The sequence below is a fragment of the Nocardia sp. NPDC058658 genome (assembly GCF_042716665.1).
GTDB lineage: Bacteria > Actinomycetota > Actinomycetes > Mycobacteriales > Mycobacteriaceae > Nocardia.
Genome location: NZ_JBHXRR010000022.1, coordinates 1 through 26,335, shown reverse-complemented (window position 1 = coordinate 26,335; position 26,335 = coordinate 1). Strand labels below are relative to the sequence as shown.

The 26,335-nt window shown below is 67.3% G+C and carries 22 protein-coding genes; 13 read left to right on the top strand and 9 right to left on the bottom strand.

Annotated elements, in window-relative coordinates; genetic code table 11:
- Positions 1 to 3: 3 nt before the first annotated feature.
- From ACFWUP_RS24825 to ACFWUP_RS24800, 6 genes are all read left to right on the top strand, one after another.
- On the top strand, positions 4 to 3,114 hold the full coding sequence (locus ACFWUP_RS24825) for a circularly permuted type 2 ATP-grasp protein (RefSeq protein WP_379238157.1): 3,111 nt from the start codon (positions 4 to 6) through the stop codon (positions 3,112 to 3,114).
- Positions 3,111 to 4,007, top strand: a complete 897-nt coding sequence (locus ACFWUP_RS24820; RefSeq protein WP_379238155.1) for a transglutaminase N-terminal domain-containing protein — start codon at positions 3,111 to 3,113, stop codon at positions 4,005 to 4,007. The genes ACFWUP_RS24825 and ACFWUP_RS24820 overlap by 4 nt, the downstream gene beginning before the upstream one ends.
- Positions 4,008 to 4,011: 4 nt before the next feature.
- A complete protein-coding gene (locus tag ACFWUP_RS24815; protein WP_379238153.1) occupies positions 4,012 to 5,079 on the top strand; it encodes a putative zinc-binding metallopeptidase in 1,068 nt (355 codons plus the stop codon).
- 118 nt (positions 5,080 to 5,197) lie between these two features.
- Positions 5,198 to 6,079 (top strand): bile acid:sodium symporter family protein, encoded by an 882-nt coding sequence (locus tag ACFWUP_RS24810; RefSeq protein WP_379238151.1) that lies wholly within the window; start codon positions 5,198 to 5,200, stop codon positions 6,077 to 6,079.
- A gap of 66 nt (positions 6,080 to 6,145) precedes the next feature.
- Positions 6,146 to 6,397, top strand: coding sequence for a type II toxin-antitoxin system Phd/YefM family antitoxin (locus ACFWUP_RS24805; protein WP_379238149.1), 252 nt, complete (start codon positions 6,146 to 6,148; stop codon positions 6,395 to 6,397).
- A gap of 70 nt (positions 6,398 to 6,467) precedes the next feature.
- Positions 6,468 to 6,842: a type II toxin-antitoxin system VapC family toxin gene (locus tag ACFWUP_RS24800; protein ID WP_379238148.1), complete on the top strand. Its 375-nt coding sequence runs from the start codon at positions 6,468 to 6,470 to the stop codon at positions 6,840 to 6,842.
- Position 6,843: 1 nt separating this feature from the next.
- Here ACFWUP_RS24800 and ACFWUP_RS24795 read toward each other — a convergent pair whose 3' ends face one another.
- The 4 genes from ACFWUP_RS24795 to ACFWUP_RS24780 form a co-directional block, all read right to left on the bottom strand.
- Positions 6,844 to 7,560 carry a type 1 glutamine amidotransferase gene (locus ACFWUP_RS24795; protein WP_379238146.1) on the bottom strand — a complete coding sequence of 239 codons (717 nt, stop codon included), beginning with the start codon at positions 7,558 to 7,560 and terminating at the stop codon, positions 6,844 to 6,846.
- Positions 7,561 to 7,630: 70 nt separating this feature from the next.
- Positions 7,631 to 8,866: a MurT ligase domain-containing protein gene (locus tag ACFWUP_RS24790; protein ID WP_379238144.1), complete on the bottom strand. Its 1,236-nt coding sequence runs from the start codon at positions 8,864 to 8,866 to the stop codon at positions 7,631 to 7,633.
- Positions 8,867 to 8,971: 105 nt separating this feature from the next.
- Positions 8,972 to 10,726 (bottom strand): FAD-dependent oxidoreductase, encoded by a 1,755-nt coding sequence (locus tag ACFWUP_RS24785; RefSeq protein WP_379238142.1) that lies wholly within the window; start codon positions 10,724 to 10,726, stop codon positions 8,972 to 8,974.
- Between the two features lie 187 nt (positions 10,727 to 10,913).
- Positions 10,914 to 11,840, bottom strand: coding sequence for an EamA family transporter (locus ACFWUP_RS24780; RefSeq protein ID WP_379238140.1), 927 nt, complete (start codon positions 11,838 to 11,840; stop codon positions 10,914 to 10,916).
- Positions 11,841 to 11,911: 71 nt separating this feature from the next.
- Here ACFWUP_RS24780 and ACFWUP_RS24775 point away from each other — a divergent pair, with 71 nt between their 5' ends.
- On the top strand, positions 11,912 to 12,811 hold the full coding sequence (locus ACFWUP_RS24775; RefSeq protein ID WP_379238138.1) for a LysR family transcriptional regulator: 900 nt from the start codon (positions 11,912 to 11,914) through the stop codon (positions 12,809 to 12,811).
- A 202-nt stretch (positions 12,812 to 13,013) separates the two neighbouring features.
- On the opposite strand, the gene ACFWUP_RS24770 is transcribed toward ACFWUP_RS24775, so the two are convergent.
- Positions 13,014 to 14,582, bottom strand: coding sequence for an AAA family ATPase (locus ACFWUP_RS24770; RefSeq protein ID WP_379238302.1), 1,569 nt, complete (start codon positions 14,580 to 14,582; stop codon positions 13,014 to 13,016).
- Positions 14,583 to 15,112: 530 nt separating this feature from the next.
- Positions 15,113 to 16,909 carry a 2-isopropylmalate synthase gene (gene leuA / locus ACFWUP_RS24765; protein ID WP_379238136.1) on the bottom strand — a complete coding sequence of 599 codons (1,797 nt, stop codon included), beginning with the start codon at positions 16,907 to 16,909 and terminating at the stop codon, positions 15,113 to 15,115.
- A 297-nt stretch (positions 16,910 to 17,206) separates the two neighbouring features.
- Here leuA and ACFWUP_RS24760 point away from each other — a divergent pair, with 297 nt between their 5' ends.
- The 3 genes from ACFWUP_RS24760 to ACFWUP_RS24750 all read left to right on the top strand — a co-directional run bounded on the left by ACFWUP_RS24760 (position 17,207) and on the right by ACFWUP_RS24750 (position 20,735).
- Complete coding sequence (locus ACFWUP_RS24760; RefSeq protein ID WP_379238134.1) at positions 17,207 to 17,974, top strand: sulfite exporter TauE/SafE family protein; 768 nt, start codon at positions 17,207 to 17,209, stop codon at positions 17,972 to 17,974.
- 108 nt (positions 17,975 to 18,082) lie between these two features.
- Complete coding sequence (locus ACFWUP_RS24755; RefSeq protein ID WP_379238132.1) at positions 18,083 to 19,687, top strand: GMC oxidoreductase; 1,605 nt, start codon at positions 18,083 to 18,085, stop codon at positions 19,685 to 19,687.
- A 214-nt stretch (positions 19,688 to 19,901) separates the two neighbouring features.
- Positions 19,902 to 20,735, top strand: coding sequence for an ion transporter (locus ACFWUP_RS24750; RefSeq protein ID WP_379238130.1), 834 nt, complete (start codon positions 19,902 to 19,904; stop codon positions 20,733 to 20,735).
- On the opposite strand, the gene ACFWUP_RS24745 is transcribed toward ACFWUP_RS24750, so the two are convergent.
- The 3 genes from ACFWUP_RS24745 to ACFWUP_RS24735 all read right to left on the bottom strand — a co-directional run bounded on the left by ACFWUP_RS24745 (position 20,722) and on the right by ACFWUP_RS24735 (position 23,120).
- On the bottom strand, positions 20,722 to 21,924 hold the full coding sequence (locus tag ACFWUP_RS24745; protein WP_379238128.1) for a low temperature requirement protein A: 1,203 nt from the start codon (positions 21,922 to 21,924) through the stop codon (positions 20,722 to 20,724). The two genes, ACFWUP_RS24750 and ACFWUP_RS24745, sit on opposite strands and share 14 nt — an antisense overlap.
- A gap of 66 nt (positions 21,925 to 21,990) precedes the next feature.
- On the bottom strand, positions 21,991 to 22,449 hold the full coding sequence (locus ACFWUP_RS24740) for an SRPBCC family protein (RefSeq protein ID WP_379238127.1): 459 nt from the start codon (positions 22,447 to 22,449) through the stop codon (positions 21,991 to 21,993).
- Between the two features lie 98 nt (positions 22,450 to 22,547).
- Entirely contained in the window at positions 22,548 to 23,120 is a 573-nt protein-coding gene (locus ACFWUP_RS24735) for a TetR/AcrR family transcriptional regulator (protein WP_379238125.1), read from the bottom strand.
- 72 nt (positions 23,121 to 23,192) lie between these two features.
- Here ACFWUP_RS24735 and ACFWUP_RS24730 point away from each other — a divergent pair, with 72 nt between their 5' ends.
- From ACFWUP_RS24730 to ACFWUP_RS24720, 3 genes are all read left to right on the top strand, one after another.
- Positions 23,193 to 23,762, top strand: coding sequence for a dihydrofolate reductase family protein (locus ACFWUP_RS24730; RefSeq protein ID WP_379238123.1), 570 nt, complete (start codon positions 23,193 to 23,195; stop codon positions 23,760 to 23,762).
- A gap of 134 nt (positions 23,763 to 23,896) precedes the next feature.
- Positions 23,897 to 25,162 carry an aspartate kinase gene (locus ACFWUP_RS24725; protein ID WP_266297670.1) on the top strand — a complete coding sequence of 422 codons (1,266 nt, stop codon included), beginning with the start codon at positions 23,897 to 23,899 and terminating at the stop codon, positions 25,160 to 25,162.
- A 3-nt stretch (positions 25,163 to 25,165) separates the two neighbouring features.
- Positions 25,166 to 26,200 carry an aspartate-semialdehyde dehydrogenase gene (locus ACFWUP_RS24720; protein WP_379238121.1) on the top strand — a complete coding sequence of 345 codons (1,035 nt, stop codon included), beginning with the start codon at positions 25,166 to 25,168 and terminating at the stop codon, positions 26,198 to 26,200.
- Positions 26,201 to 26,335 lie beyond the last annotated feature (135 nt).

Here is a 26,335-nt window from a genome sequence, read left to right as displayed (position 1 = left end):
GGTGTGCGTGCCCAGGTTGCCGAGCAGTTCGCGCGGTATCGGGCGGACAGCAAGGCGGGCGCGCGGTTCGACGAGTGCGGTCGGCCCACCACGGGGTACTACGACGAACTCGTCGACGGGCGTGGGCGGGTGCGGTCGATGTGGTCGGAGCTGTCGGCCGACTTCATCGATCAGGGGATCGGCGGGATCGATCGGATCGATCACCGGGTGCGCAGGCAGATCGAGGACGACGGTGTCACCTACACCGAGGTCGGTCTCGGCGGCGATACCGACACCGCGATCCCGCAGCCGTGGCGCCTCGACCCGATTCCGCTGCTCGTCTCCGCCGAGGACTGGACCCGCCTGGAGACCGGCCTGGTTCAGCGCTCACTCGTGCTCGACGAGGTGCTCACCGATGTGTACGGCCCACGCAGACTGCTGAACTCGGGCCTGCTGCCGCCGGAAGTGGTGTTCGGCAACACCGGGTACGTGCGGGCCGCGCACGGCATCACCATCCCCGGCACCCACCAGCTGTTCCTGCACGCCTGCGACATCAGCAGGTGGAGCGACGGGCACTTCCGCGTGCTGGCCGACTGGGCGCAGGCACCCTCTGGCGCCGGGTACGCGCTGGCCGACCGTCGCGTGGTGGCCGAGGCCATCCCCGAAGCCTTCGAGCACGCGGGGCCGCGACCACTGAGCCCCTTCGCGCGGGCCATGCGGTTGATGCTCGAGGAAGCGGCACCGGAGCTGGCCGACGGGGAGGAGCCGGTCGTCGTGGTGCTCAGCCCCGGTTCGCACTCCGAAACCGCTTTCGACCAGGCATATCTCGCACAGATGCTCGGTTTCCCGCTGGTGGAGAGTTCCGATCTGGTGGTGCGCGACGGCGCGCTGTGGATGCGCTCGCTCGGCAGCTTGGAACGCGTCGACGTGGTGCTGCGGCGCGTCGACGCCGAGTTCTCCGACCCGCTGGACCTGCGACCCGATTCGCGACTCGGCGTGGTCGGACTGGTCGAGGTGCTGCGGCGCGGGGCCGTGACGGTGGTGAACACCCTCGGCAGCGGGCTGCTGGAATCGCCGGCGCTGAGCCAGTTCCTGCCACGCATCGCCCGCTCGGTCCTCGGCGAGGACCTGCTGCTCGACGCCACACCCACCTACTGGGGCGGCGACGACACCGAGCGCTCGCACCTGGTCTCGCACGTCGGTGACCTGGTGATCCGCTCCGCCGTCGACGGCTCGACGATCTTCGGACCGAGCCTGTCGGCCGCCGAACGCACCGACCTCGCCGCCCGGATCGAGACCGAACGGTGGAAGTGGGTCGGTCAGGAACCGGCCGAGTTCTCGGTCGCGCCCGCGGTGGACGGCCCGGCCGGATTGGCACCCGCCCCGGTGGGCATGCGCCTGTTCTCGCTGGCCAGAAGGGGTAGCTACACGGCGATGGCGGGTGGGCTCGGTCAGCAGCGCATGCGGCTCGAACCGACCCGCAGCGTGATCAAGGTGGCCGCCAAGGACGTGTGGGTCCGCGCGGCCCCGGCCACCGTGCCCGCGGTGAGTGCCGAGGCGCCGCCGGAGGAACGGTTGCGCAGAGGAGTGCCGGTCGTCGAGGCGATCAGTTCACCGCGTGTGCTCAACGACCTGTTCTGGATGGGGCGCTACAGCGAGCGTGCCGAATCGGTGGTGCGGTTGCTCGCCGCCACTCACGATGTCTACCAGGACTTCCGCTACCGCCCTTGGCTCGACGGCGCGGAAGCCTTGCCGATCCTCATGCGGGCACTGTCGATCACCACGGGCACGATCGCGCCACCGTCGGTGCTGCCCAACGGAATCGGTCAGTTGGTGGCTGTGCGATCCGATGAAGAAGCCGCCGCAGGGCAGTCGAATCCGGCTGCTGAGCACGATGATTCGCTGATCGACGCCGAATCGGCCGCCCGTGAAGCGGAATTCGAGGATGCCTCAGCAGACGAGGTATCAACGAGCGCAGCGAACCAGGACTCGCCAGCTGGTCCAGCGGCAACGCAGTCGATGGCGCAGGGTCAGTCGGCAGGGCAGGGTCAGTCGGCGGGGCAGAGCCAGTCGGCAGGGCACGACCAGGCGACGGAGCTCGACGCCGCGGACGAAGAGGCGGAGGCGCCGTGGGAGCGGGCCGGAACCAGTGCGCTGGCTCGGGCGCTGCGCACCACCGGTGTGACACCCGAGCGGGGAGCGGAGCCGATACCAGAGCCGGAAGCGGAGCCGGTCCTCGCGCGCTCTCGGCAGGCGCAGGGGCAATTCACCCATCGTGCAATGGATTCCAGTGGTCAGGACGGTGTAGCCGCCCGGCGCGCGGTGGCGGGTGCGTCGGCGGAGGGCTTCCAGTACTTGGCCTCGTTGACCGGCAATCGCGAGCTGCCGGGGTCGCTGTCGTACGCGGTGGATCATTACGGGTCCGCCGCGCGGGCGGTGCGAGATCAGCTCTCCGGTGACACCTGGATGATCATCGGTGCAGTCGATCGCGCATTGGCCGAATTCCGCAGTGCCAGTACAGAACAGGAGACGGCGCTGTCGGCGGTGCATTCGCAGACGCTGGCGGCGTTGCTGTCGCTGTCGGGGATCGGCGCGGAGTCGCTGGTGCGCGACACCGGCTGGTACGTGATGGATATCGGCAAACGGATCGAGCGAGGGCTCGCCGTGACGTCGCTGATCAATGCCGCGCTGGGGCGCAAGAGCTCCGCGGAGGTGCAGAGTGTTGTCGCCGAGGCTGTGCTCACCGCGACCGAGTCGGCGGTGAGTTACCGTCGCCGCCACCGTGGTTCGGCACGGGTGGCCGCGCTGGCCGGTCTGCTGCTGTTCGACGCGGGCAATCCACGGTCGCTGATCTATCAGCTCGACCGGCTCGAGGCCGACTTCCAGGCGCTGCCGGGTGGTTCCGGCGCCTCGCGTTCGCAACGGCTGCTCGCCGACGCCCAGCGCATGCTGCGCCGCGTCGACCCGGCCGACCTGGAACATACCGACGACGACGGCGTACGGACCGAGCTGGTGGAACTGCTGGAAGGGGTGCACTTGCGCCTACGCAAGCTGTCCGAATCGTTCGAGACCACCAAACTCGCTGTCCCGCTGGGCATCCAGCCGCTCTGGGGCAACACGAGGCTGGTCGGATGACCCGGCGATACATGGTGGTGCACCGCACCACCTACAGCTACTCCGACGAGGTGACCAGCTCCTACGGTCGCGCGTACCTCACTCCCCGCGAGTACCCGGGCCAGCGCCTGCTCGAGCACGAGATCTACATCGACCCGGTGCCTTCGGACCGCTCGGTGGGCACCGACGTCTACGGCAACACCACGACGTACTTCCACGTGACCTCCGAGCACCGCAACCTCGAGGTGACCGGCGAATCCCTGGTCGACGTCGACGGTGAGCACCCGTCGGCGATGCCTGGCGCCGACATGCCATGGGAGGCAGCACGTCCCACCGTCGCCACCGGTCCACTCGCCGTCGAGTTCACCCTCGACCTACTCCCACCCGAGATCACCCCGGACGTGATCGCCTATGCCGCAGAGAGTTTTCCGCCGAACAGACCACTGCTCGAAGCCGTGACCGAGCTGAACACCCGTATCCACAACGACTTCCAGTACCGCTCGGGCTCCACCACGGTGAGCACCAGCGTGGCCGACGTGTTCGCCGCCCGCGAAGGCGTCTGCCAGGACTTCGCCCGGATCGGCGCGGCCTGTCTGCGCTCGCAGGGCATGGCCGCTCGCTATGTGTCCGGCTACCTCGCCACCGACCCGCCCCCCGGCAAGGAACGCATGGTCGGTGTCGACGCCACCCACGCCTGGGCGGCGGTGTGGCTGCCCGGCACCGACGAGACCGACCGCACCGGCCGCTGGATCGCCTTCGACCCCACCAACGACCAGTTCGCCGACGAGCGCTACGTCACCGTGGCCTGGGGCCGCGATTACCAGGACGTACCGCCGCTACGTGGCATCATCTACACCGACGCGAAGCAGTCCACAATCAAGGTCTCGGTCGATGTAGCCCCGGTGGAGGTTTAGTCACATGCGCGATTTCGTCTGCCCGAATTGCGGTCAGCAGTTGGCTTTCGAGAACTCTGTTTGCCTGTCCTGTCGCAGCGCACTGGGTTTCAGCCTGGGCGAACGCACACTGGTGGTGATCGGTGACCCGCCGAGCGAGGAGTCGGTCGATCACGTGGCGGGTGTCGTCGACAGTGATCGTTTCCGGCTGTGCGACAACCTCCATATCGCCAAATGCAATTGGCTCGTCGACGGCGATGCCGACGGCCCCGGACTGTGCCTGTCGTGCCGGCTCACCCGGACCAGGCCCAACGATGCCGATACCGACGGCCTCGCTGAGTTCGCCGACGCGGAGGCCGCCAAACGTCGCTTGATCTTCGAACTCGTGGAACTCGGCCTGCCGATCGTGAGCCGCGACGAAGATCCCGAGCACGGCCTGGCCTTCGACCTGCTGTCCAGCCGCACCGACGACGTGCTCACCGGCCATATGAACGGCGTGGTCACTCTCGATCTGGCCGAGGCCGACGATCCGCACCGCGAGCAACTACGCAAGGAGATGGCCGAGCCCTACCGCACCTTGCTCGGGCATTTCCGGCACGAGACCGGCCACTACTACTTCTCGGTGCTGGTCGCCGATGATGCCGCGCTGCAACGATTCCAGGAACTGTTCGGCGATCCGTTCGCCGACTACCAGGCGGCACTGGACCGCCACTACTCCGAGGGCGCGCCCAGCGGCTGGAAACGCGACTACGTCTCCTCCTACGCGACCATGCACGCCGCCGAGGACTGGGCCGAGACCTTCGCCCACTACCTGCACATCCGCGACACCCTCGACACCGCCGCGGCCTTCGGCCTCGCTCCGGCGGGCGCGACGCTGGATCGCCCACAGATCGGCCGCGCCGGCTTCGACAAGATCATCGAGCTCTGGTTGCCGCTGACCTGGTCGCTGAACATGGTCAACCGCTCGATGGGTCGCGACGATCTGTATCCCTTCGTGCTGCCCGAGCGGGTCCTGGAGAAGATGCGTTTCGTCCACGAGCTGTGCACCGGCAGTCACGCCGCCGCTCCGGAGGCGGCCGCGTCGGTGCCGTAATGCTTTGCCGATTTCGCTGCGACGAACGTCACATCTAGCTACTCTGCATTATTGAGACCCGCGCGTCTCAATGGGCCGAGACCTCGGCTCTTCAGTGCTCGATGAGAAGTGTGTGGCTATGAACTCTCCATTGGTATCTGTCGGTCTGCCGCTGGCGCTGGTGGTGATCATGTTCGGCCTCGGGCTCTCGCTCACCGGCGCCGACTTCGCCCGCATCGCGAAGACTCCGCGCGTCGTCGCTATCGCGCTGGTCTGCCAGTTGCTGGTGCTGCCGGTGGTGGCGTTCGGGTTGGTGTTGCTGTTCGATCTGTCGCCGATTCTCGCGGTCGGCATGATGCTGCTCGCCGCCTCGCCCGGCGGAACCACCGCGAACCTGTTCAGCCACCTGTTCCGTGGTGACGTGGCGCTGAACGTGTCGCTGACAGCGGTCAATTCGATCATCGCGGTCGTCACCGTGCCGCTGGTGACCAACTTCGCCATCGGCTACTTCGAGCCCGCGGGCGAGGAGGCTTCGGTCGGTCTGCAGCTCGGCAAGGTGATCCAGGTATTCGCCATCGTGCTCGTCCCGGTCGGGCTCGGCATGCTGGTGCGCCGCTGGTCGGCGGAATTCGCGGACCGGATGGACAAGCCGGTGCGCATCGGCTCGGCGATCACCCTGCTGCTGGTGATCCTCGGCACCATCGCCAGCGAGTACGACACCCTGACCGACTCCCTCGCCGACGTCGGCGCCATCACCGTCGTCTTCTGCCTGATCAGCCTGACGGCGGGCTACTACCTGCCCCGCCTACTCGGCGTCGCCGACCGCCAGGCCATCGCCTGCTCGTTCGAGGTCGGCATCCACAACAGCACCATCGCCATCACCATCGCGATCAGCGTCCTCGACAGCACCGAAATGGCCATCCCCGCCGCCGTCTACGGCATCCTGATGTTCCCCCTCGCCGCCCTCGTCGGCTGGCTCCTCACCCGCAACCAGTCCCGCACCGAGGTCGCCGCCGGGTAGGTCGGATGGCACAGCGCGATGGACATGCTCCTACCATCGGACTAACCTCTTAGCTAAGGAGGCTTCATGGCAGGCAGCGCGGCGGAACAGTTCAATATTCACGACGCGAAGACCAACCTGTCGCGCATCATCGAGCGGGTGGAGCAGGGGGAGGAAATCGTGATCAGTCGTGCTGGAACTCCGGTCGCCAAAGTGGTGCCGTTGAGCCGCCGGGTCAACCGCACCGGGCGTGGTTCGCTGCGTGGGCGGCTGGAATTGTCGGCCGACTGGGATTCGCCGGAGACCAACGCTGACATCGCGCGCGACTTCGACGCATGAGCGGTCAACGGCCGGAGGCGGCAGCGGAGCGTGACCACGGAGGCCGTCCGAGCATGCGCAGCGTCACAGCATGAGCCTGCTGCTCGATACCCATGTGATCCTGTGGTGGCTGACCGACGACCCGACGCTCGATCCGGAGCTGCGAGAGCGGCTCGACCACGATCCCGACGTCTATGTCAGTGCGGCGTCGGTCTGGGAGATCGCGATGAAGCAGGCGTCGGGCAAGCTCGCAGGTTCCGCCGACCTACCCGAGCGGGTGGTAGGCGGCGGATTCCTGCCGCTCGCTATTGATACGCGCCATACGATCGAGGCGGCACGTCTGCCGATGATCCATCGTGACCCGTTCGACCGAATTCTGGTCGCCCAGGCTCGTTGTGAGGAGCTGACGCTCGTCACCCGCGACCCGTACTGCCTCCAATACGAGGTCGATTCGTTGCGCTGCTGACTCAGGCGCGCAGGCGTTCCTTGCGGAGGCGCTCGACCTCCGGGAGGTCGAGGGGGGCGAGGTCGGTGGTGGGGATGCCGAGGGCCTTGGCGATGAGGAGGTCGGCCAGTTCGGGGTTGCGGGCCAGGGCGGGGCCGTGGAGGTAGGTGCCGAAGACCGAGCCTTGGACTACGCCTTCGGTGCCATCGCCGACGCCGTTGCCGACGCCGCGGGTGACGCGGGCGAGCGGGGTGGCGTCGGGGCCGAGAGTTGTTCCGCCGCGGTGGTTTTCGAAGCCGGTGAGGGGGGCTTTGAGGCCGGGGACCAAGGGGGTGGTGGTCACCTCACCGATAGCGCGAATCTTCTGGGGCGAGGTGGTGACGTCGAAAAGGCTGACACCGTCGACCTTTTCGCCCGCCGAGGTTTCGTACCAGTTGCCGAGCACCTGGATGGCGGCGCAGATGGCAAGCACCGGAGCGCCTTTGGCGGCGGCCTGTTGCAGGCCGGGGTACTTCTGCAGGTGGCGGGTGGCCAGGCGCTGCGCGGAGTCCTCGGCGCCACCGAGGGTGTAGATGTCGAACGAATCCGGGACGGGATCGGCGAGGGTGATGTCGATGATCTCGGCGTCGTAGCCGCGCATGCGCAGGCGTTGACGCAGGACAAGGGCATTGCCTCCGTCGCCGTAGGTGCCCATCACGTCGGGCAGGACGAGGCCGATACGAATCGTTGACTCGCTCACGCTGTGTCCTCTCGGCATGCTCGGGCGCCCTCCGTGGTTACGCGGGCTGCCTCCTCCGGGCGCTGACCGATCATGCCATGGCCTCCAGATCACGGTTGAGATCGCGGAACGCGGTGTAGTTGGCCAGCACCTCGACGTGCCCGGCGGGACAGGATGCGATGGCGCGCACCGGATTTGGGATCAACGTGTGTTCGACGCCCGCGTAGGTGAGGCGCACGGCGAGGTCGGTGGCGCGCTCGCCGGAGGCGACCACCTGCACTCCTTCGAAGTGCTCGAACCGCACGTCCCACAGCCAGGACAGATCCTCGCCGTCGGGCACCTGGCCGTTCACCGCGATCACCAGACCGGCCGAGGACGGCTCGATCATCGACAGCGCCTCCTGCCAGCCTGCCGGGTTCTTGGCCAGCAGCAGCCGCGCGTCGTGGTCGCCGACGGTGACGGTGCGGTAGCGGCCCGCGATCTCGCGCACGGTGCCGGTGGCATCGGTCGCCTTCGCGGGCTCGGCGCCCATCGCGACCGCCGCGGCCACAGCCTGAGCCGCATTGCCGCGATTCGCGCGACCGGGCAGGGCCAGGTGCAGTGCGACGCGGAAACCGTCAGGGCCGCAGAGGTCTTCGCCCTCGAGCCACCAAACAGGTTGCGGGCGATGGAAATCGGCGCCGGTCGAGCGCCAGTTCTCGCCCTCCCAGACGATCGGCTCGCCGCTGCGCGGGCAACTCGTCGCATCGACGGCCCAGCCGCTGCCCGCCGACACCCACACCACATTCGGGTGGTCGTAGGCGATGGAGGCCACCAGCACGTCGTCACAGTTGGCGATGACGACGGTGTCGGGGTGACGCAGCAGTCCGGCGCGCAGCTTGCGTTCGATCATGTTGATCTCGCCGACCCGGTCGAGCTGGTCGCGGCTGAGATTGAGCAGGACAACGGCGGCCGGGTCGAGCGCGTCGCTCACATGCGGCAGGTGCAGCTCGTCGACCTCGATCGCGGCCAGCTCCACACCGGGGTGCAGGCTGAGCGCGGCCACGATGCCCGCGTCCATATTGGCGCCGTCGGCCTGGGTGGCGACGTCGCCGAGCGTGCCGAGCGCCGCCGTCGTCATCCTGGTGGTGGTCGACTTACCGTTCGTGCCGGTGATCAGCACTGTTCGCCGACCGCGTCCGAGCTGCGTCATGATCGACGGATCGATCTTCAACGCGATCAGGCCGCCGATCATCGAACCCTTGCCGCGACCCGCCTTCTGCGAAGCCCACGACGCTGCCGCCGCTGCTCGCAAGGCCAAGCGCCCACGCACCGAGATGTCTGCCACGCCGCGAGTGTAGTTACGCGGTATTACGTCGTGTTACGCGCCGCGTGCGGGAGGCGTTGCGCGCGCATGCGGGATGCCTCTGACGTGCGGTTCAGTAGGCGCGGGTCAGGTCGGGTCGTCGAAAAGATTGGGCAGGCCCTTGGCGTAACGGTCGGCGTCGAGGACCCGCAGCGGCTCGAGTTCGGGGGTGCGGCGCAGGCGGAAACCGCGGCAGCGCGGGGCCGACGAACCCGCCACGTCGAGCAGCGCGTTCACCGCGGCGCGGGCCGACTCGTTTGCGCCCTCCATCGTCGCCAGGTCGATGTCGGTGCGTACGTAATCACCGGCGAGGAACAGGTTTTCGATCGAACCGTGCGCTTCCGGCCTGGCATCCCACGAACCCGCGGTATTGATGAGCAGCGGGTCGGCATTCGCATTCTCACTGCCCTGCCAGGTGATTCCCGGATCGAGAAACCAGGAATGCACGTCGGCGGGGCGGATCAGTTGTTCGCGATCGTTGAGATGGGCGCTCAATTGCGCCCAGACTTCGCGGAAGATTTCCTCGTGGGTACACGCGGTGGCGGGTTTGCCGTAGAGGATGCCGGGCGTATGCCAGTCGGAGATGTCGACCGAAAGACAATCGGCCACCGAACCATCGCCGAAAGACGGCAGTTTATGGGTCCACAATTGATTCTGGCTGATCGAGGTGAGCGACCACGGCGAATCGACATAGGCGGTGTGCCCGCGCGAAATATGCAGTGGCACACGGAAATAGATCTGTATGCCGTTCATCCAATCGACGAACAGGCGCTCCGTGGCGGCCAGTTCCGGCGCCACGGCGAGCACCTGCGACGACCACAGTTTCCTGGCCTGTTCCACCGGCAGCGCGACGACGAAATAGTCGGCCTCGACGGTGCGTGCGCCGGTGGAATCGGTGATCCGCGCGGCCCGGATGCGGCGGTCACGCACCTCGAGTTCGCTCACCCTGGCGCCGAGTTCGAAGCGAACGCCCAGGTCACGCAGGTGCTGGCCCCACGGGTCGATCCAGGCGGTGTTGGTGGTGTTGTTGAGCACGCGGTCGAGGCCGCCGTCGTTGCCGAGACCGAGTGGGTTGCCGAGGAACTGTTCGCCCATGGAGCCGATGGTGCGGGTGCTGGCGAGGTTCTCCTTGGCGGCGACCATGATCGAGGTGAGCGACCTGGACACGATCGCGCGGAATTCGTGCGACCGTTCGTGGCCGCGCACGAAATCGTGCCAGGAGGTGTGCTCCCACTGGCCGAAACGGCGGGCATCGCAGCTGGTGTTGAAGACCATCAGCCGATTCGCGAAGAACGCGCCTTCGGCCGCGGGCATCTTCGCTGTCATGGTGATGGTGGCGGCGAGGGTTTCGCGGATGGAGTCCGGGGTGGCCTGCGCGGCGGTGATGCCGTCGGGCAGCGCGAGCAGGATGTCGTCGCCGTCGCGGCGGGAGAACCTGGCCTCCGGGACCGCGAGGAGGTTGCTCCACACCCCGTCGGGATTGCCGGCGAACGGAATGCGGCGCATCGTGTCGGGCAGGTTCTGATAGAAGCCGGGAAAGAAACGAAACCCGTGCTCACCGGGCAGATCGGGCCTACCGTCGCGGCCGGAACCCGGCACGCCCACGCTGCGCGCCTTGCCGCCGAGCGCCCGCGCTTCGTACACGGTGACCTCGAACCCGCGCTCGGCCAGTTCGTGCGCGGCGGTGAGTCCGGCGACCCCGCCGCCGAGCACGGCGACCCGGCGACCCGGTGGCGCGGCGAAACTCGGCGCTCCCGCTACGGCCCCCGCTGATAACACCCCCGCCGCGACCGTGCCGCGAAGAAGGGTCCTTCGCGAAACGGGCAACCGCTGTTCCGCCATACGCTGTTCAGCTGCCTTGCTCGAGTTTTGCCTGGAATTTGCTACCACTCTAGAGCGCGGCGACGACCTGGCTATATCGACCTACGGGTCGTTCGCGAGCTCGAAACCGACCGGTCGCGCGGAAACGCATCGGGCGACCGGTCAACATGCTAGCCACAGGTTCGGCGATTGTGGGCTGGATTCGAACTCAGGCTCTGGCCAATTCGGCAGTGGGAGTGGGCATTGGTGTCCTTGTGATGCCGCGGGCGGTGGTCGCCGCGAAGGCACCCGCGATCACGATCGCCCCGCCGATCAGCGCGGCCACCGACGGCTCCTCGTCGAGCACCGCCCACGCCGCGGCGATGCCGACCACCGGCACGAGCAGCGACAACGGCGCCACCGTGCCCGCGGGATAGCGGCTCATCAGGTAGGTCCACAGCCCGGATCCGCAGACCGTCGCGAGGACGGCGATGTAGGCGAGCGCGGCCAGCGCGGGCAGGCCCTTGGCGGAGAACGCGGTACCGATCGCCCGGAAACCTGTTCCAGGCCCCTCGACAGCCATCGACAGCGCCAGCATCGGCAGGACGGGCACCACCGACATCCACAGGGTGAGGTGCATCGGGTTGTAGCCGGGGGAGTCGGTGCCTGCCTGGCGGGCGCCGATATTGCCGAATGCCCAGCCGAGGCCACCCGCGAGGGTGAGCAGGACCGGGAGCAGGGTGGCGTGGGCCAGTCGGTCGGCGCCGATGATGACCATGCCGAGCACGGCGACCGCGAGTCCGGCGATCTGCACCGGCCGCAACCGCTCACGCAGCAGCACGGCGCCGAGCACCACCGTGAACGGGGCCGAGGACTGCAGCACCAGCGAGGCGAGGCCGGTCGGCATGCCGGTGCGCATCGCGGTGAACAGGAACGCGAACTGCAGGATGCCGAAGCCGGTGCCGTAGAGCAGCAACCAGCGGGTTTTCACGGCGGGGCGCGGGATGAAGATCAGCACGGGGATCGCGATGACGGCGAAGCGCAGGGCGACGAAGAAGAAGGGCGGGAAGTGGTCGAGGCCGATGCGGATGGCCAGGAAGTTCAGGCCCCAGAGCACAACGACGGTCAGTCCGAGCAGGCGGTCACGGGAGGTCACGCCCTTATCGTGCGGGTTGCTAAAGATCAGCACAATCGAATATATATGGATGGATAACGTAGTTTTACTTCATGTTCTCGATCGAACGCCTGCGGATTCTGCGTGAGCTGGCCGACCGTGGCACGGTCGCCGCCGTCGCTGAGGTGCTGTCGATGACGCCGTCGGCGGTATCGCAGCAGCTGAAGGTGCTGGCCAGGGAGGCCGGGGTCGCGCTGCTCGAACCGGACGGGCGGCGGGTGCGGCTCACCGACGCCGGGCAGGCGCTGGTGTTGCGGGCCGACGACGTGCTCGCCGCGATGGAACGGGCCACCGCCGAGATGGCCCACTATCGGGGGTCGCCGCGCGGACAGGTTCGGGTGGCCTCGTTCCCGTCCGGGGCCGCGTTGCTCCTGCCGCCCGTGCTGGCCGCGTTGGCGGACAGCGGAGTGGAACTGGTCGCGGGGGATGAGGATCTGCCGCCGAGTGAGGTGTCGAAGCTGTTGGCCGACTACGACATCGTGCTCACCCATCGCGACGAACGGGCGCCCGCGCTGTCCGGGCCGCGACTGTCGGCGCGGGTGCTGATGCGGGAGCCGATCGATGTTGTTGTCGCGCCGGATCATCCGTTGGCAGGGCGTGCTTCGGTGCGGCCGGAGGAACTCGCCGAGGAGAGCTGGGTGAGTGTGCGCGGTGGGTTCCCGGTCGACGACGTGCTCGAATCCATTGCCAGGGTTACCGGGGTTCGGCCGCGAATAACACAGCGGCTCAACGAGTTTCGCGTGATCGAGACGCTGGTGGTGTCCGGTTACGGTGTCGCGCTGATGCCGCGCTACGCCGTCGCGCACCCCGACCTGTCGGTTCTGCGGCTGGACGGGGTGCGTGCCGCGCGGGTCTACGAGATCGTCACCCGCCCACAGGCCCACCACAGCCCCGCCATCGCCACGGTGCTCGACGCCTTCGAATCAGCGGCGGGCGCTGTCATCGCGCAGTGACCGATGCTCGACCAGATCGTGGAGCGCGCAGCGGCTGATTCTCGACCAGCTCGCGTGTGGGGACGCGTTGACCGGCGCGGAGGGCGCGCGGCTGCTCGACCGTGTTGGCGCTTCGGTCAGTCGGCTATGGGCCGTGCGAGTGTGCGAACGGCCAACGGGTCGGGGCGCGATGGCCCGGCCCGTCGGCCCGTCGCTGACTAACTCAGAACTGACCCGGGTACTGCTGGCCGGGGTATTGCTGGCCGGGGTAGGGCTGGCCGGGCTGGTACGGCTGTTGGAGTTGCTGCTGCTGGCCCTGATAGCCGAAGTCGTCGGCGACCATCGCGGCCAGTTCGAGCAGGGCCCGCCTGGTGGGCTTGCTCACCAGTTCGAGGTCGATCTCGGCGCCCTCGGCCAGGTGATCGTCGAACGGGACGATCTGCACGGCACGGGTGCGGTCGAGGAACAGCTTGCGCAGCTGGTCCAGGTCGACTGTGGAAGCGCCACGGCGCGAAGCGTTCACGACCACGACGGTGCGTTCGACGAGCTTGCTGTAGCCGTGGTGGTCGAGCCAGTCCAGCGTCGCCGAGGCGCTGCGCGCACCGTCGATCGCGGGGGAGGTGACCAGCACCAGCGAGCTCGCCATGTCGAGCACGCCCGACATCGCCGAGTGCATCAGACCGGTGCCGCAGTCGGTGAGGATGATGTTGTAGAACGACTGCAGGATGCCGATGGCCTTGCGGTAGTCGGCCTCGCTGAAGGCCTCCGACACGGCCGGATCCTGTTCGGAGGCGAGCACTTCCAGCCGGCTCGGGGCCTGCGAGGTGTGCGCGCGCACGTCCGAGTAGCGGGTGATCTGCTGGTCTTCGAGCAGGTTGCGCACCGTCGAACGGGTCTGGCGCGGCACCCGGTGGGCCAGGGTGCCCAGGTCGGGGTTGGCGTCGATGGCGATGACGCGGTCGCCGCGCTGGGAGGCGAAGGTGGAGCCGAGGCCGACCGTGGTGGTGGTCTTGCCGACACCGCCCTTGAGCGAGAGGATCGCGATCCGGTAATCGCCGCGCACGGGCTGGTTGACCCGCTCGCCGAGATCGCGGTAGACGACATCGGCCGCCGACTCACCGGGATTGATCGCCCCGCCGGACACCTTGTGAATGGCCTTGCGCCACCCGCTGCGCGGCGACTTGCGTGCGCGCTTGAGCAGGTTCAGGTCGTTGACCGAGTGGCCGGGCTGGCCGAGCTGCTGCATGTGCTGCGGCTGGAACGGCTGCTGTTGCGGGGCAGGGCCGCCCCACTGCTGACCGGGCGGCGGACCCGGCTGACCGAGCTGGCCGGGGAACTGACCCGGCTGACCCGGGAACTGCCCTTGATCAGGCTGCTGACCGGGGAACTTACCCTGGTCGAGCTGCTGGCCGGGGAACTGACCCTGCTGGTCAGGCCCCTGGCCCGGCATCCCACCCGGCATCGGCTGCTGGTACATCGGCGGAGGCGGCGGCGCCCAGCTGTAGATGGGCTCGGACTGCGGGCCCTGCTCCTGCGCGGGGAACTGCTGCTCGGCACCGGGGAACTGTTGCTGCTGTTCGGGACCGGGGTACGGCTGCCCCTCGGCGCCGGGGTACTGCGGCGGCATGCCCGGTTGCGGCTGCTCACCGGTCGCGTGCGGACCGGGGTAGGGCTGCTCGCCGCCCGGCTGACCCGGCAACCACGGCTGCTCACCCGGCTGACCCGGCCACGGCTGCTGCTCGGGACCGTTCACCACGGGCTGCCCACCGTTGCTCTGATACGGATCGGGCATCGAGTAGGGAGCGCCCTGCGGGAACTGCCCCGGCGGTGCGAAACCGGCGGGCTGGTACACGGTCTGATCGGCGAGACCGGCCTCGGCGATCGGTTGCTCACCGGTCGACGGGTCGACGGCTTCACCGGTCGGCTCGGCGCTGCTGTCGGCGGCGGGATCGATGTCGTCCTCGGTCGCGGTCTGCACACCGGAGGGACCGGACGCAGCTTCGGACGCGTCAGCCGACGGACTCTGCAGCCACGGCGGCGAGGTCGGATTATGGTCGTTGTTGGTCACAGTTCCCCCACTTGCTCGCTGAACGAGCAGGAAAGCTCGGCGCTGAATATGCCCTAAAACGCTAACACGGAGGCAATTTTCGCGCGCCGGGGGCAGTCGCTGCGACGCCCGAGAGCGAATTCGTATGCGCCCAGCTCAACCGGCATATCCGGTGCGTGGCCGACCCGCTGAACCGAAGTTGTCCACAGGCTCGCGAATCTATCCACAGGCGCGAAAGCGGCCGGGACCACAGGTCCCGGCCGCCATAGAGCGAACTACTGTGCCGCGCGGTTCACGGCCGAGACGACCGCGCGCAGCGAGGCGGTGGTGATCGAGGTGGCGATGCCGACACCCCACACAACCTTGTCGCCGATGGCTACCTCGACGTAGGCCGCGGCCTGGGCATCGTCGCCTGCGGACATGGCGTGCTCGCTGTAGTCGAGGACGCGCACGTCGAAGCCCACGGTGGCGATCGCGTCGACGAACGCGGCCAGCGGGCCGTTGCCGGAGCCGCTGATCTCCTGTTCGACGCCTTCGACCTTCACGGTCGCCACGATCGAGTCGACGCCGCCGTCGGTCTCGGCGGCGGTGACCTTCTGCTTGATCCGCTCGAGCGGCAGGATCGGGTTCAGGTACTCGGAGGCGAAGACGTCCCACATCTCCTTGGGCGTCACCTCGCCACCCTCACCGTCGGTGATCGCCTGGATGGCCTGCGAGAACTCGATCTGCAGGCGGCGCGGCAGCACCAGCCCGTGATCGGTCTTCATGATGTAGGCCACACCGCCCTTGCCGGACTGCGAGTTCACCCGGATCACGGCCTCGTAGGTGCGGCCGACATCCTTGGGATCGATCGGCAGGTACGGGACCTCCCAGACGATGTCGGACACGTCGGCGTCCTGCGCGTCGGCGGCGGCCTTCATGGCGTCCAGGCCCTTGTTGATGGCGTCCTGGTGGCTGCCGGAGAACGCGGTGTAGACCAGGTCGCCGCCGTAGGGGTGACGTTCGGCGACGGCCAGCTGGTTGCAGTACTCCACCGTGCGACGGACCTCGTCGATATCGGAGAAGTTGATCTGCGGGTCGATGCCGCGCGAGAACATGTTCATGCCGAGGGTGACCAGGCAGACGTTGCCGGTGCGCTCACCGTTGCCGAACAGGCAGCCCTCGATGCGGTCGGCGCCGGCCTGGTAGCCCAGCTCGGCGGCCGCGACGGCGGTACCACGGTCGTTGTGCGGGTGCAGCGACAGCACGATCGAATCGCGACGGGCCAGGTTGCGGTGCATCCACTCGATCGAGTCGGCGTACACGTTCGGCGTGGCCATCTCGACGGTCGCGGGCAGGTTGATGATCAGCGGCTTGTCGGGCGTCGGCGCGATGATCTCGGAGACCGCGTCGCACACCTCACGGGCGTAATCCAGCTCGGTGCCGGTGTAGGACTCGGGGCTGTACTCGTAGCGCCACTCGGTGTCGGGATAGCGCTTCTCGATCTCCAGGCACAGCTTGGCGGCGTCGGTGGCGATCCTCTTCACCGCGTCGCGCTCGGCGCGGAAGACCACGCGGCGCTGCAGGATCGAGGTGGAGTTGTAGAAGTGCACGATCACGTTCGGTGCGCCCGCGCAGGCCTCGAAGGTGCGCTCGATCAGCTCGGGGCGGCACTGGGTGAGCACCTGGATGGTGACGTCGGCGGGCACGGCGCCGTCTTCGATGATCTCGCGGACGAAATCGAAATCGGTCTGGCTCGCGGCCGGGAAACCGACCTCGATCTCCTTGTAACCCATCCGCACCAGCAGGTCGAACATGCGGCGCTTGCGGGCCGGGCTCATCGGGTCGATGAGGGCCTGGTTGCCGTCACGCAGGTCGACGGCGCACCACGCGGGCGCGCGATCGATGATCTTGTCCGGCCAGGTGCGGTCGGGCACCGTGATGGGCTCGACCTCTTCGGCGAAGGGGCGATACCGGAACGACGGCATCGAGGAGTTCTTCTGGGTGTTCCAGGCGGGCTGGTCGGCCGGTGCGGGTTTGCCGGGGGCCGAGATGGTGCGCGAAGCGGATACGAATGCGTCAGCCGAGGACATGCAAGTTTCTCCGTGGGTGTGAGGATTCCCTGATTGGGAGCGGGTCGACCGGCGCGTTGGAACCCCGCGACGGGAGCCGGTCCGTATCAGGACCCGTCGCGGCGGCCGAGAAGAAGAGCCCGCTGCAGCATGATCCTTCGAGCTTACCGCGTGTCCGGCCCCGCTCGTAAGCGGCCTGGAACAATTCAGCGAATCAAGTCCGCCGGCCCTTGCTCACTGGTTGACCAGTACGGTTTCCCCCATAACGCACGCTTGTACGGACCTGCGCGTCCGACGAGACGTACCAAAGGAATTCGAATGACTTGGTTACAACAGGTGGCCGTCTTCGCCGCGGGTATCGCGGCGGGTGGCATCAATACGATCGTCGGATCGGGCACGCTGATCACCTTTCCCGCGCTGCTGGCGTTCGGGTTGCCGCCGGTGACGGCGAATGTGTCGAACACGATCGGGCTCGTCCCCGGCTCGGTGAGCGGGGTGATCGGTTATCGGCGCGAACTGCAGGGGCAGCGGTCGCGACTGCTGCAACTGGGCACCGCGTCGCTGCTGGGCGGCATCGCGGGCGCGATCCTGCTGCTGACGATGCCCGCGGCGGCGTTCAAGGCGATCGTCCCGGTGCTCATCATCGCGGCGCTGATCCTCGTCGTGGTGCAGCCTCGACTGGCCGCGTGGGTGAAGAAGCGCCGCGACGGCGGCGAATCGTCGGCACCGCAACACGGTGGCCCGATTCTGCTGATCGCGGTGTTCGCCACGGGCATCTACGGCGGGTATTTCGGGGCGGCGCAGGGCGTGCTGCTGCTCGGTTTGCTCGGGGTGTTCGTGCACGAGGACATCCAGCGGCTCAACGGTGTGAAGAACGTGCTCGCCCTGATCGTGAACGCGGTGTCAGCGGTGATCTTCATCGTGGTCGCCGAGGTGGACTGGCAGGCGGTGGCGCTGATCGCGGTCGGCTCGATCATCGGTGGTCAGCTGGGTGCGAAGGTCGGCCGGAAGCTGCCGCCGAATGTGCTCAGAGGGGTGATCGTGGTCGTCGGCACGATCGCGGTGATCCGCCTGCTCACCACCTGAGTTCTCCCGACGGTCGTGACTTGCGACAAATGTCGGTACTACCGGGCGATATCCGGTAGTTGCGGGGTATTCTTCGCGTCGGCCATGCGTGATGAGGGAGGTGGCCTGGTGCACAGACGTGCCTTCTTCAAGGCGGCGGGATTCGCGGCTGTTGCCGGTGCCGTGGGAACGACGTACGCGCCCGCTTCGGCGGATCCGCGCGAGGCGATGTTCCAGTCCTGGGTGCCGGAGATCTTCGCCCCGATCCCGGACGCACCCGCGCACACGCAGGCCATCGTCATCGGATCCGGCTTCGGCGCCGCCGTGACCGCCCTGCGGCTGGCCGAGGCCGGGATCACCAACACCGTGCTCGAGCGCGGTTCGCTGTGGCCGAACGACCCGTGGCGCGAGATCTTCACCGGCGACGACCTGCCCGACGGTCGCGGCTTCTGGCATCGCACCAGCTTCACCGGCGTCACCAAGGTGCCGATGAGTTTCAGCGCGTTCGGCGGGGTGCTGGATGTGACCGAGTATTCCGGGCTGGATGTGTGGCGGGCGGCCGCGGTCGGTGGTGGATCGGTGATCTTCACCGGCGCGATGGTGGCGCCGGAACGCAAGCTGTTCGACCAGGTCTTCGGCGGGGTCGTCGACTACGCCGAGCTGGAACGCGTCTACTACCCGCGGGTGCGCCAGATGCTGCGCCTGGACGCGATGCCCGCCGACATCTACAACTCCTCCCCGTTCGCGCACTCGCGCGCCTGGGACGACCAGGTGCGCGCGGCCGGCTACCAGCCGGTGCCCAACGACTCGATCTTCACCTGGGACGTGCTGCGCAGCGAGCTCGCAGGCACCTCGCGCACCTCGGCCACCGCGGCCCGCTCCAACCTCGGCAACTCCAACGGCGCCAAGTTCGACCTCAACCAGAACTACCTGCGCTACGCCCGCGAAACCGGCAAGTCCCAGGTCTTCCCCGGCCACCGCGTCGACGCCATCGCCCAGGACGCGAGCGGCAAGTTCGTGGTCGCCGTGTCGAAGCTGGCCCCGACCGGCCAGGTGCTGAGCACCCGCAACCTCACCTGCGACAAGCTGTTCCTCGGCGCCGGTTCCGTGGGCACCTCGGAGCTGCTGGTCCGAGCCCAGGCCACCGGCACCCTGCCCAACCTCAACGAGCACATCGGCGACGGCTTCGGCACCAACGGTGACGTGGTGCTGGCCCGCGGCGCGAGCAATATCGCGGGTCACGGCCAGGGCGTGCCGAGTGCCAGCCGGATCTACGACGAATCCGCCGTGCCGCTCACGCTGGAGAACTGGTACATCCCCGGCATCCCGTTCGAAACCGGCGCACTGGCCTCGCTGGGCATGGTCCTCGACCCCACCCGCGCCCGCTTCGGCTACCACGCGGCGACGGGCGGCGTCGGCCTGAACTGGTCGGCGGGCACCCAGAACGCGGTCGTCGACGCGGCCCGCGCGGTCGACCGCCGGATCGCCGAACGCGCGGGCGCGGTCGCCGAATACGGCGCGCTCGGCTACGACGCCAACGCCAAGTTCACCGCTCACCCGCTCGGCGGCGCGGTCCTGGGCAAGGCCACCGACGCCTACGGCCGCGTCCACGGACACCCCGGCCTCTACGTGATGGACGGTGCCGCGATCCCCGGCAGCACCGCCACGGTGAACCCGTCGCTGACCATCACCGCACTGGCCGAACGCAATATCGAAGCCGTCCTGCGCGGCTGAACACGCCACCGACCGGCGTCGCAACTCCCCTCGCGACGCCGGTCGACCAATTAGCGTGGGGCAAAGTAAGCCGACCTCGAGGAGGCCGTTCGGGGCCGCCCCTCGATTCAGCGCTCGGAGCGCATGCGCCGCAGGCGCGAGTCTCGAGCGCTGAATCGAGGGGTTACGAGGCCCCGAACACGCGGCGCCAGCCGCCAAAAATATAGGAGCAACAGTGGCTTCACCGGGGATCGAACGGGTCGAGGCACTGCCGGACGTGCGCTCCAAGACACCGTCGTTGCGCACCGACATCTTCATGCTGGTGCTGGCGATCATCTCGGTGGTGCTGGTCGTGTGGATCACGTTCTTCCACGTCAGCGGGCCGACCTATCACGCGATCGTCATCGTCGACACCTCGATCTGCGCGATCTTCGCCGTCGAGTTCCTGTGGCGCTGGCGGCGGGCGGGCTGGCCGTGGTCGTTCCCGTTCATCTACTGGTACGAAATCCTCGGCATGATCCCGGTGACCAGCCCGTTGTTCCGCGGTTTCCGGCTGCTGCGGATCGTGGTGATCCTGATCCGGCTGGGCCGGGTCGCCGATCGGGCGCTGGGGGAGCGGGTCACCGCGACGATCGTCAACCGGTTCGTCGGCACCATCGTCGACGTCATCAAGCGCCCGATGACGGTCGCGATCCTCGACGAGGTCTCCAACGTCCTGCGCGCGGGCCACTACACCCAGAACATCGCCGCCGCGCTGGAGGAGAACCACGCCGAGATCGATCAGCTGATCATGGACCTGATCAAGAACGACCCGCAGACCGGCAAACTGCGCTACGTCCCGTTCCACGACGACATCATCCGGCTCGTCGCCGATACGGTCTACCGCATGTTGCGCCAGCTCCTCGACGACCCGCGCACCGACGAACTCGTCGCCGACATGCTGCGCGAGAACCTCGACCAGATCAACGAGGCCGTGCGCAAGGGCGTGAAGGTGCCGCCGTCACACCGCGGCGCGACCCCGTCCGAACACGGTGTGCGGCATCATCTCTCGCAGGTCAAGCGTGCCTGATCGCGTCACGCGGCTGGGCGAATCGCACGGTCTCGACGACCACCAGCGCGGCCAGTAGCGCGCACAACACCGTGAGCGAGGCCAGCGCGGGCAGGTGCGCGGCGACCGGGATCAGCGCGAACAGCAGCACGCCCGTCACCAAGCGTTCGATCGAAAGCGACCCGGTCGCATAGTATTTCGCGAACACGATCCCGAACAGGAACAGTGCGGGGCCGCCGTAGAGCGCGCCGAGCGGGATGCCGTAGAGCGGATCGGTGAGCGTGTGATGCGAGGAATCGCCGACGTAGTACAGCACCTTCTTCAAACCGAGCGAGAGCCCGATGATGCCGACGATCATCGGGAAATGCCCGTACATATAGGTGTTCTGGGCGATCTTGATCTGCCGCGCGTCCTTGGCGTGGGCGAAGGCGTGCTCGATCGCGATCGCGGCGACGTCGAAGTACAGCCACCACAGCAGCCCCGACACGGCCAGCCCCAGCATCGAGCCGAGCGCGATCGGCCACGAGATCGGCAGCCCGGCCACGCCGATGCCGATCGAGACGATGGATTCGCCCAGCGCCACGATGACGATGAGCCCGTAGCGTTCGGCGTAGTGCTTGGCCGAGTTGAGCCGCCAGTCGGTGCCCGCCGCCCAGGTCCACACCATGTCCCCGACGATCGCGGCGAGCCACAGCAGCATCTGGGTGAGCCCGGTCGTCATGGCGGCCACGACCAGCAGCGTCGTGCCGACGGTGATCGAACCCAGCGCCCAGCGCAGTAGTTGCCTGCGCAGCTGGGCGTCGCCTGCGCTGATCGTCCAGAACACCGTGACGTGCACCAATCGCACGATCAGATAGGCGATGGCGAAGACCAGCGGCCCGAACCAGCCGCCGGGCAGATCGGTGAAGGCCTCGGGAATGGTCAGCGCGGCCAGGAAGGCGCCGCCCATCGCGACGAACATCGCCACGCGCGTGATGCCCTCGTCGGCGCGCACCACGTTGCCCAGCCACGAATAGGCGATCCACAGCCACCACATCAGCGCCAGCACCAGGCCCGCGCGCACCATGTTCACCGCGGTCGTCTCGTCGGCGGCCAGCGCGGTCACCATGGTGAACGCGAAAACGATTACCAGGTCGAAGAACAGTTCGAGCTGGGTCACCGTGTCGCCGTCGCTGACCGGCCGGAACCGGAGCCGTCGATTTCCGATCATGGAGTCAATGGTCGCACCCGCGGCCTCGTTTCGCGCGAGACGACGGCGGTTTCGCGAACGGCGCAACTAGCCGACCGCGTAGCCCCTGATCTCGGGGAATCGCTCGGCGAAGTCGATGAAGTTCGAGACCGCCTCGTCGTGCAGTTTGCGCAGCGACCGGTTGAACAGGATGCCCGGAATGGGCAGTGGCAGCGACAACTCCACGTGGTAGTCGACCTCGGTGCCCGCGCCGGTGTCGAGCAGTTCGATCCAGCCGCCGCCCTTCGACCCGCGACTGCTGTCGACGACCCGCCACTGCGACCGGTACGGCTCCCAGGAGTATTCGAGCACCTGGGCGTCGGAATTGCCCATGAAGTGGGCGGTGGCGAATACCCGGCGCGGCCTGCCCTCGGCATCGCGTGGGCCGACCCGGACATCACTGAGCGAGGTCGACCACTCCGACATCAGGTCGACGGCCAGTAGTGCGTCCATCACTTGGTCGATCTCGGCGTCAACGGTGAATCGGATGTCGATCTTCGAGCGCATCTGTGTCTATCCTCCGAACCCCCGCAACTATCGCGCCCGATTGTGCACAGTCGTACTAGTGATCGTCAACACGTCTATGGTCTGGTCGAACGTCCAGGTCAGCTGCGTATCACACGCTCGACGGCGGTTTCGATCAGTGCCATGCTCTGTTGCTCGGTGAAGATCCCGGGCAGGGTGAGGTGTTCGACGATGAGCCAATTGAGCGCCAGATAGAGCAGCAGTACCGACTCCGCGTCGCCGGGCAGGCCGGATGCCAGATGGTTGCGCACGTTGAAATCGATGTCGGCGCGGACGCGTTCGGTGAGCACCTCGCGCAGTTCTGGGCGGCGGGTGGCCTCGAGGCGAAGTTCGAGCAGCGCGAGGTAGGCCTTGCGATGCGATTCGAGGCGGCCGACCACTTCCTTCATCAGCGCGGTGATGTTCTCGACGTTCTTCGGACCATCGCTGACCAGGGCCATCGTCTCCTCGCTCGGCTGCACCACCTCGTAGAAGCGGACGCCGGCCTGGGTGAGCAGCTCGTCGCGGTTGGCGAAGTAGTTCGACGCCGTGCCCGCGGGGACGCTCGCCTGTTTGTCCACCGCGCGGAAGGTGAGGCCGCGGGCGCCTTCGTCGGCGAGGACCTCGATGGCCGCGTCGAGTAGGGCCTGTCGTCGTTCGGGGTTGGTTCGCATCTTGACACCACTCCATCCGTAGTACTACGTTGAAACCACTTCAAACAGAGTACAACAACTGAGGCGGTACCCATGCGAAAGCTTGTCTACTACATCGGCGTCTCCCTCGACGGTTACATCGCAGGTCCCGGCGGCGAGGTCGACTTCTATCCGATCCCGCCGGACTACGTGGCGTGGTTGGCGACGGAATTCCCCGACACCATCCCCACGCACATCCGGCCGCACCTCGGCCTCGACCCCGAGCTCCGTGCCCAGCGCTTCGACACCGTGCTGATGGGCCGCGGCACCTACATCCTCCCGGACGAGCACGTGGAGAACCCGTTCCAGCACCTGCGCCAGTACGTCGTGTCCGGCTCGCTCGCGGCGAGCGACCACCCCGCCGTCGAGATCGTCGACGACCCGGTGGAACTGGTCCGCGAACTCAAGCGCCAAGACGGCCTCGACATCTGGCTGTGCGGTGGCGGAAACCTCGCGGGTCAGCTCATCGACGAGATCGACCAGTTGGTCGTCAAGAGCTACCCGGTCATCGCGGGCGCGGGGGTCCCGGCCTTCACCGGTGTCTTCAATCCGACACTTTTCACCCCGACCCGACGCCACGAATTGGCCAGTGGCACGCAGGTCACCTGGTTCGATCGGAGCTGAAACCGGAGGGTAGCCACAGGTGACAAGGCTGTGTCGTTTCCGCGAGCAGGGTAGGTAGCAGCAAAACCCGTGGCCCGAGGCCGGTACTCTTGGTCGCTGATACCAACCTGACACTCGATCGTGAAGGACCTGCTGTGGCTCTCGTAGTTCAGAAGTACGGAGGATCCTCGGTGGCCACCGCCGAGCGGATCCGGCGCGTCGCTGAACGGATCGTGGAGACCAAGAAGCAGGGGCACGACGTAGTAGTCGTGTGCTCGGCCATGGGTGACACGACCGACGAACTGCTCGATCTCGCCGAGCAGGTGGCCCCCGCGCCGCCCGCTCGCGAGATGGACATGCTGCTCACCTCGGGCGAGCGCATCTCGAATGCCTTGGTGGCCATGGCCATTCACACCCTCGGCGCCGAGGCCCGCTCGTTCACCGGTTCGCAGGCAGGCGTGATCACCACCGGCGCGCACGGCAACGCCAAGATCATCGACGTGACCCCTGGCCGCCTGCAGGAGGCACTGGCCGAAGGTCAGATCGTGCTGGTCGCCGGCTTCCAGGGCGTGAGCCAGGACAGCAAGGACGTCACCACGCTCGGCCGCGGCGGCTCCGACACCACCGCCGTCGCACTGGCCGCGGCGCTGAAGGCCGACGTCTGCGAGATCTACACCGACGTCGACGGCATCTTCTCCGCCGACCCGCGCATCGTCCCCGACGCCCAGAAACTCGACAACATCTCCTACGAGGAAATGCTCGAGATGGCGGCGTGCGGGTCGAAGGTGCTCATGCTGCGCTGCGTCGAATACGCGCGCCGCTACAACGTTCCCGTTCATGTTCGGTCGTCCTACACCGACAAGATCGGCACCACTGTTTTCGGATCGATGGAGGACATTCCCGTGGAGCAGGCAATCCTGACCGGCGTCGCACACGACCGCAGCGAAGCCAAGGTGACCGTCGTGGCGCTGCCCGACGAGCCGGGCTACGCCGCCAAGGTGTTCCGTGCGGTCGCCGACGCCGAGATCAACATCGACATGGTGCTGCAGAACATCTCCAAGGTCGACACGGGCAAGACCGACATCACCTTCACCTGCCCCAAGACCGACCTGGTCCGCGCGGTGCAGAAGCTCACCGAGCGCCAGGAAGAGATCGGCTTCGCCGAGATCCTCTCCGACGACCACATCGGCAAGGTCTCCCTGGTCGGTGCCGGGATGAAGTCGCACCCGGGCGTCACCGCCACCTTCTGTGAGGCGCTGGCCAACGCGGGCGTCAACATCGACCTGATCTCGACTTCGGAGATCCGGATCTCGGTGCTGGTGCGCGATACGGAACTGGATGAGGCCGTGCAGGTGTTGCACAAGGCATTCGATCTCGGCGGCGACGAGGCTGCTGTCGTTCACGGCGGAACGGGGCGTTAAGCGATGGGTGTACGTGTAGGTGTTGTCGGTGCGACCGGTCAGGTCGGCACCGTCATGCGCAAGCTGCTCGAAGAGCGCAACTTCCCGGCCGACGAGGTGCGGTTCTTCGCTTCCGCGCGCTCGGCCGGTAAGACGCTGCCCTGGCGCGGCGGCGAGATCGTCGTCGAAGACACCGAGACCGCCGACCCCACGGGTCTGGATATCGCGCTGTTCTCGGCCGGTGCCACCATGTCGCGCGTGCAGGCCCCGCGTTTCGCCGCGGCCGGTGTGACCGTGATCGACAACTCCTCGGCCTGGCGCAAGGATCCCGATGTGCCGCTGGTCGTCTCGGAGGTCAACCCCGAGGCCACCCGCAACCTGCCCAAGGGCATCATCGCGAACCCGAACTGCACCACGATGGCCGCGATGCCGGTGCTCAAGCCGCTCCACGACGTGGCCGGGCTGCAGCGACTGATCGTGTCGTCGTACCAGGCTGTTTCGGGTTCCGGGCTGGCCGGTGTCGAGGAGCTGGCCTCGCAGATTCGCGCGGTGGCCGACGATGCGGAGAAGCTGGTGCACGACGGTTCGGCCGTGGAGTACCCCGCGCCGAACAAGTATGTCGCGCCGATCGGTTTCAACGTGATCCCGCTGGCCGGTGCGCTGGTCGACGATGGTTCGTTCGAGACCGACGAAGATCAGAAGCTGCGCAACGAGAGTCGCAAGATTCTCGGGCTGCCCGATCTGCTGGTGAGCGGCACCTGCGTGCGCGTTCCGGTGTTCACCGGGCACTCGCTGTCGATCAATGCCGAATTCGCCGAGCCTATTTCGGTGCTGCAGGCGCAGGAACTGCTGGCCAAGGCGCCGGGTGTGCGGTTGGTCGACGTGCCGACTCCGCTGGCTGCCGCCGGTCAGGATGATTCGCTTGTCGGGCGTATCCGTCAGGATCCGGGTGTGCCGAGTGGTCGCGGTCTTGCGCTGTTCATCTCGGGTGACAACCTGCGAAAGGGTGCCGCGCTCAACACGATTCAGATCGCGGAAGTTCTGCTCGAAAACCGCTGATTGGCTGGTAGTGCTCGTTTAGCTCCGGGGTTTGAGTAGTCCCAGAGGTTTGACGCTGTGTTTATTGGAGCGCTGGCGCGCTCGAGCGCGGCCCCCTGGGGGCCGCGAGTTAGCCGCCGTTGCTGGAGGCTGCGC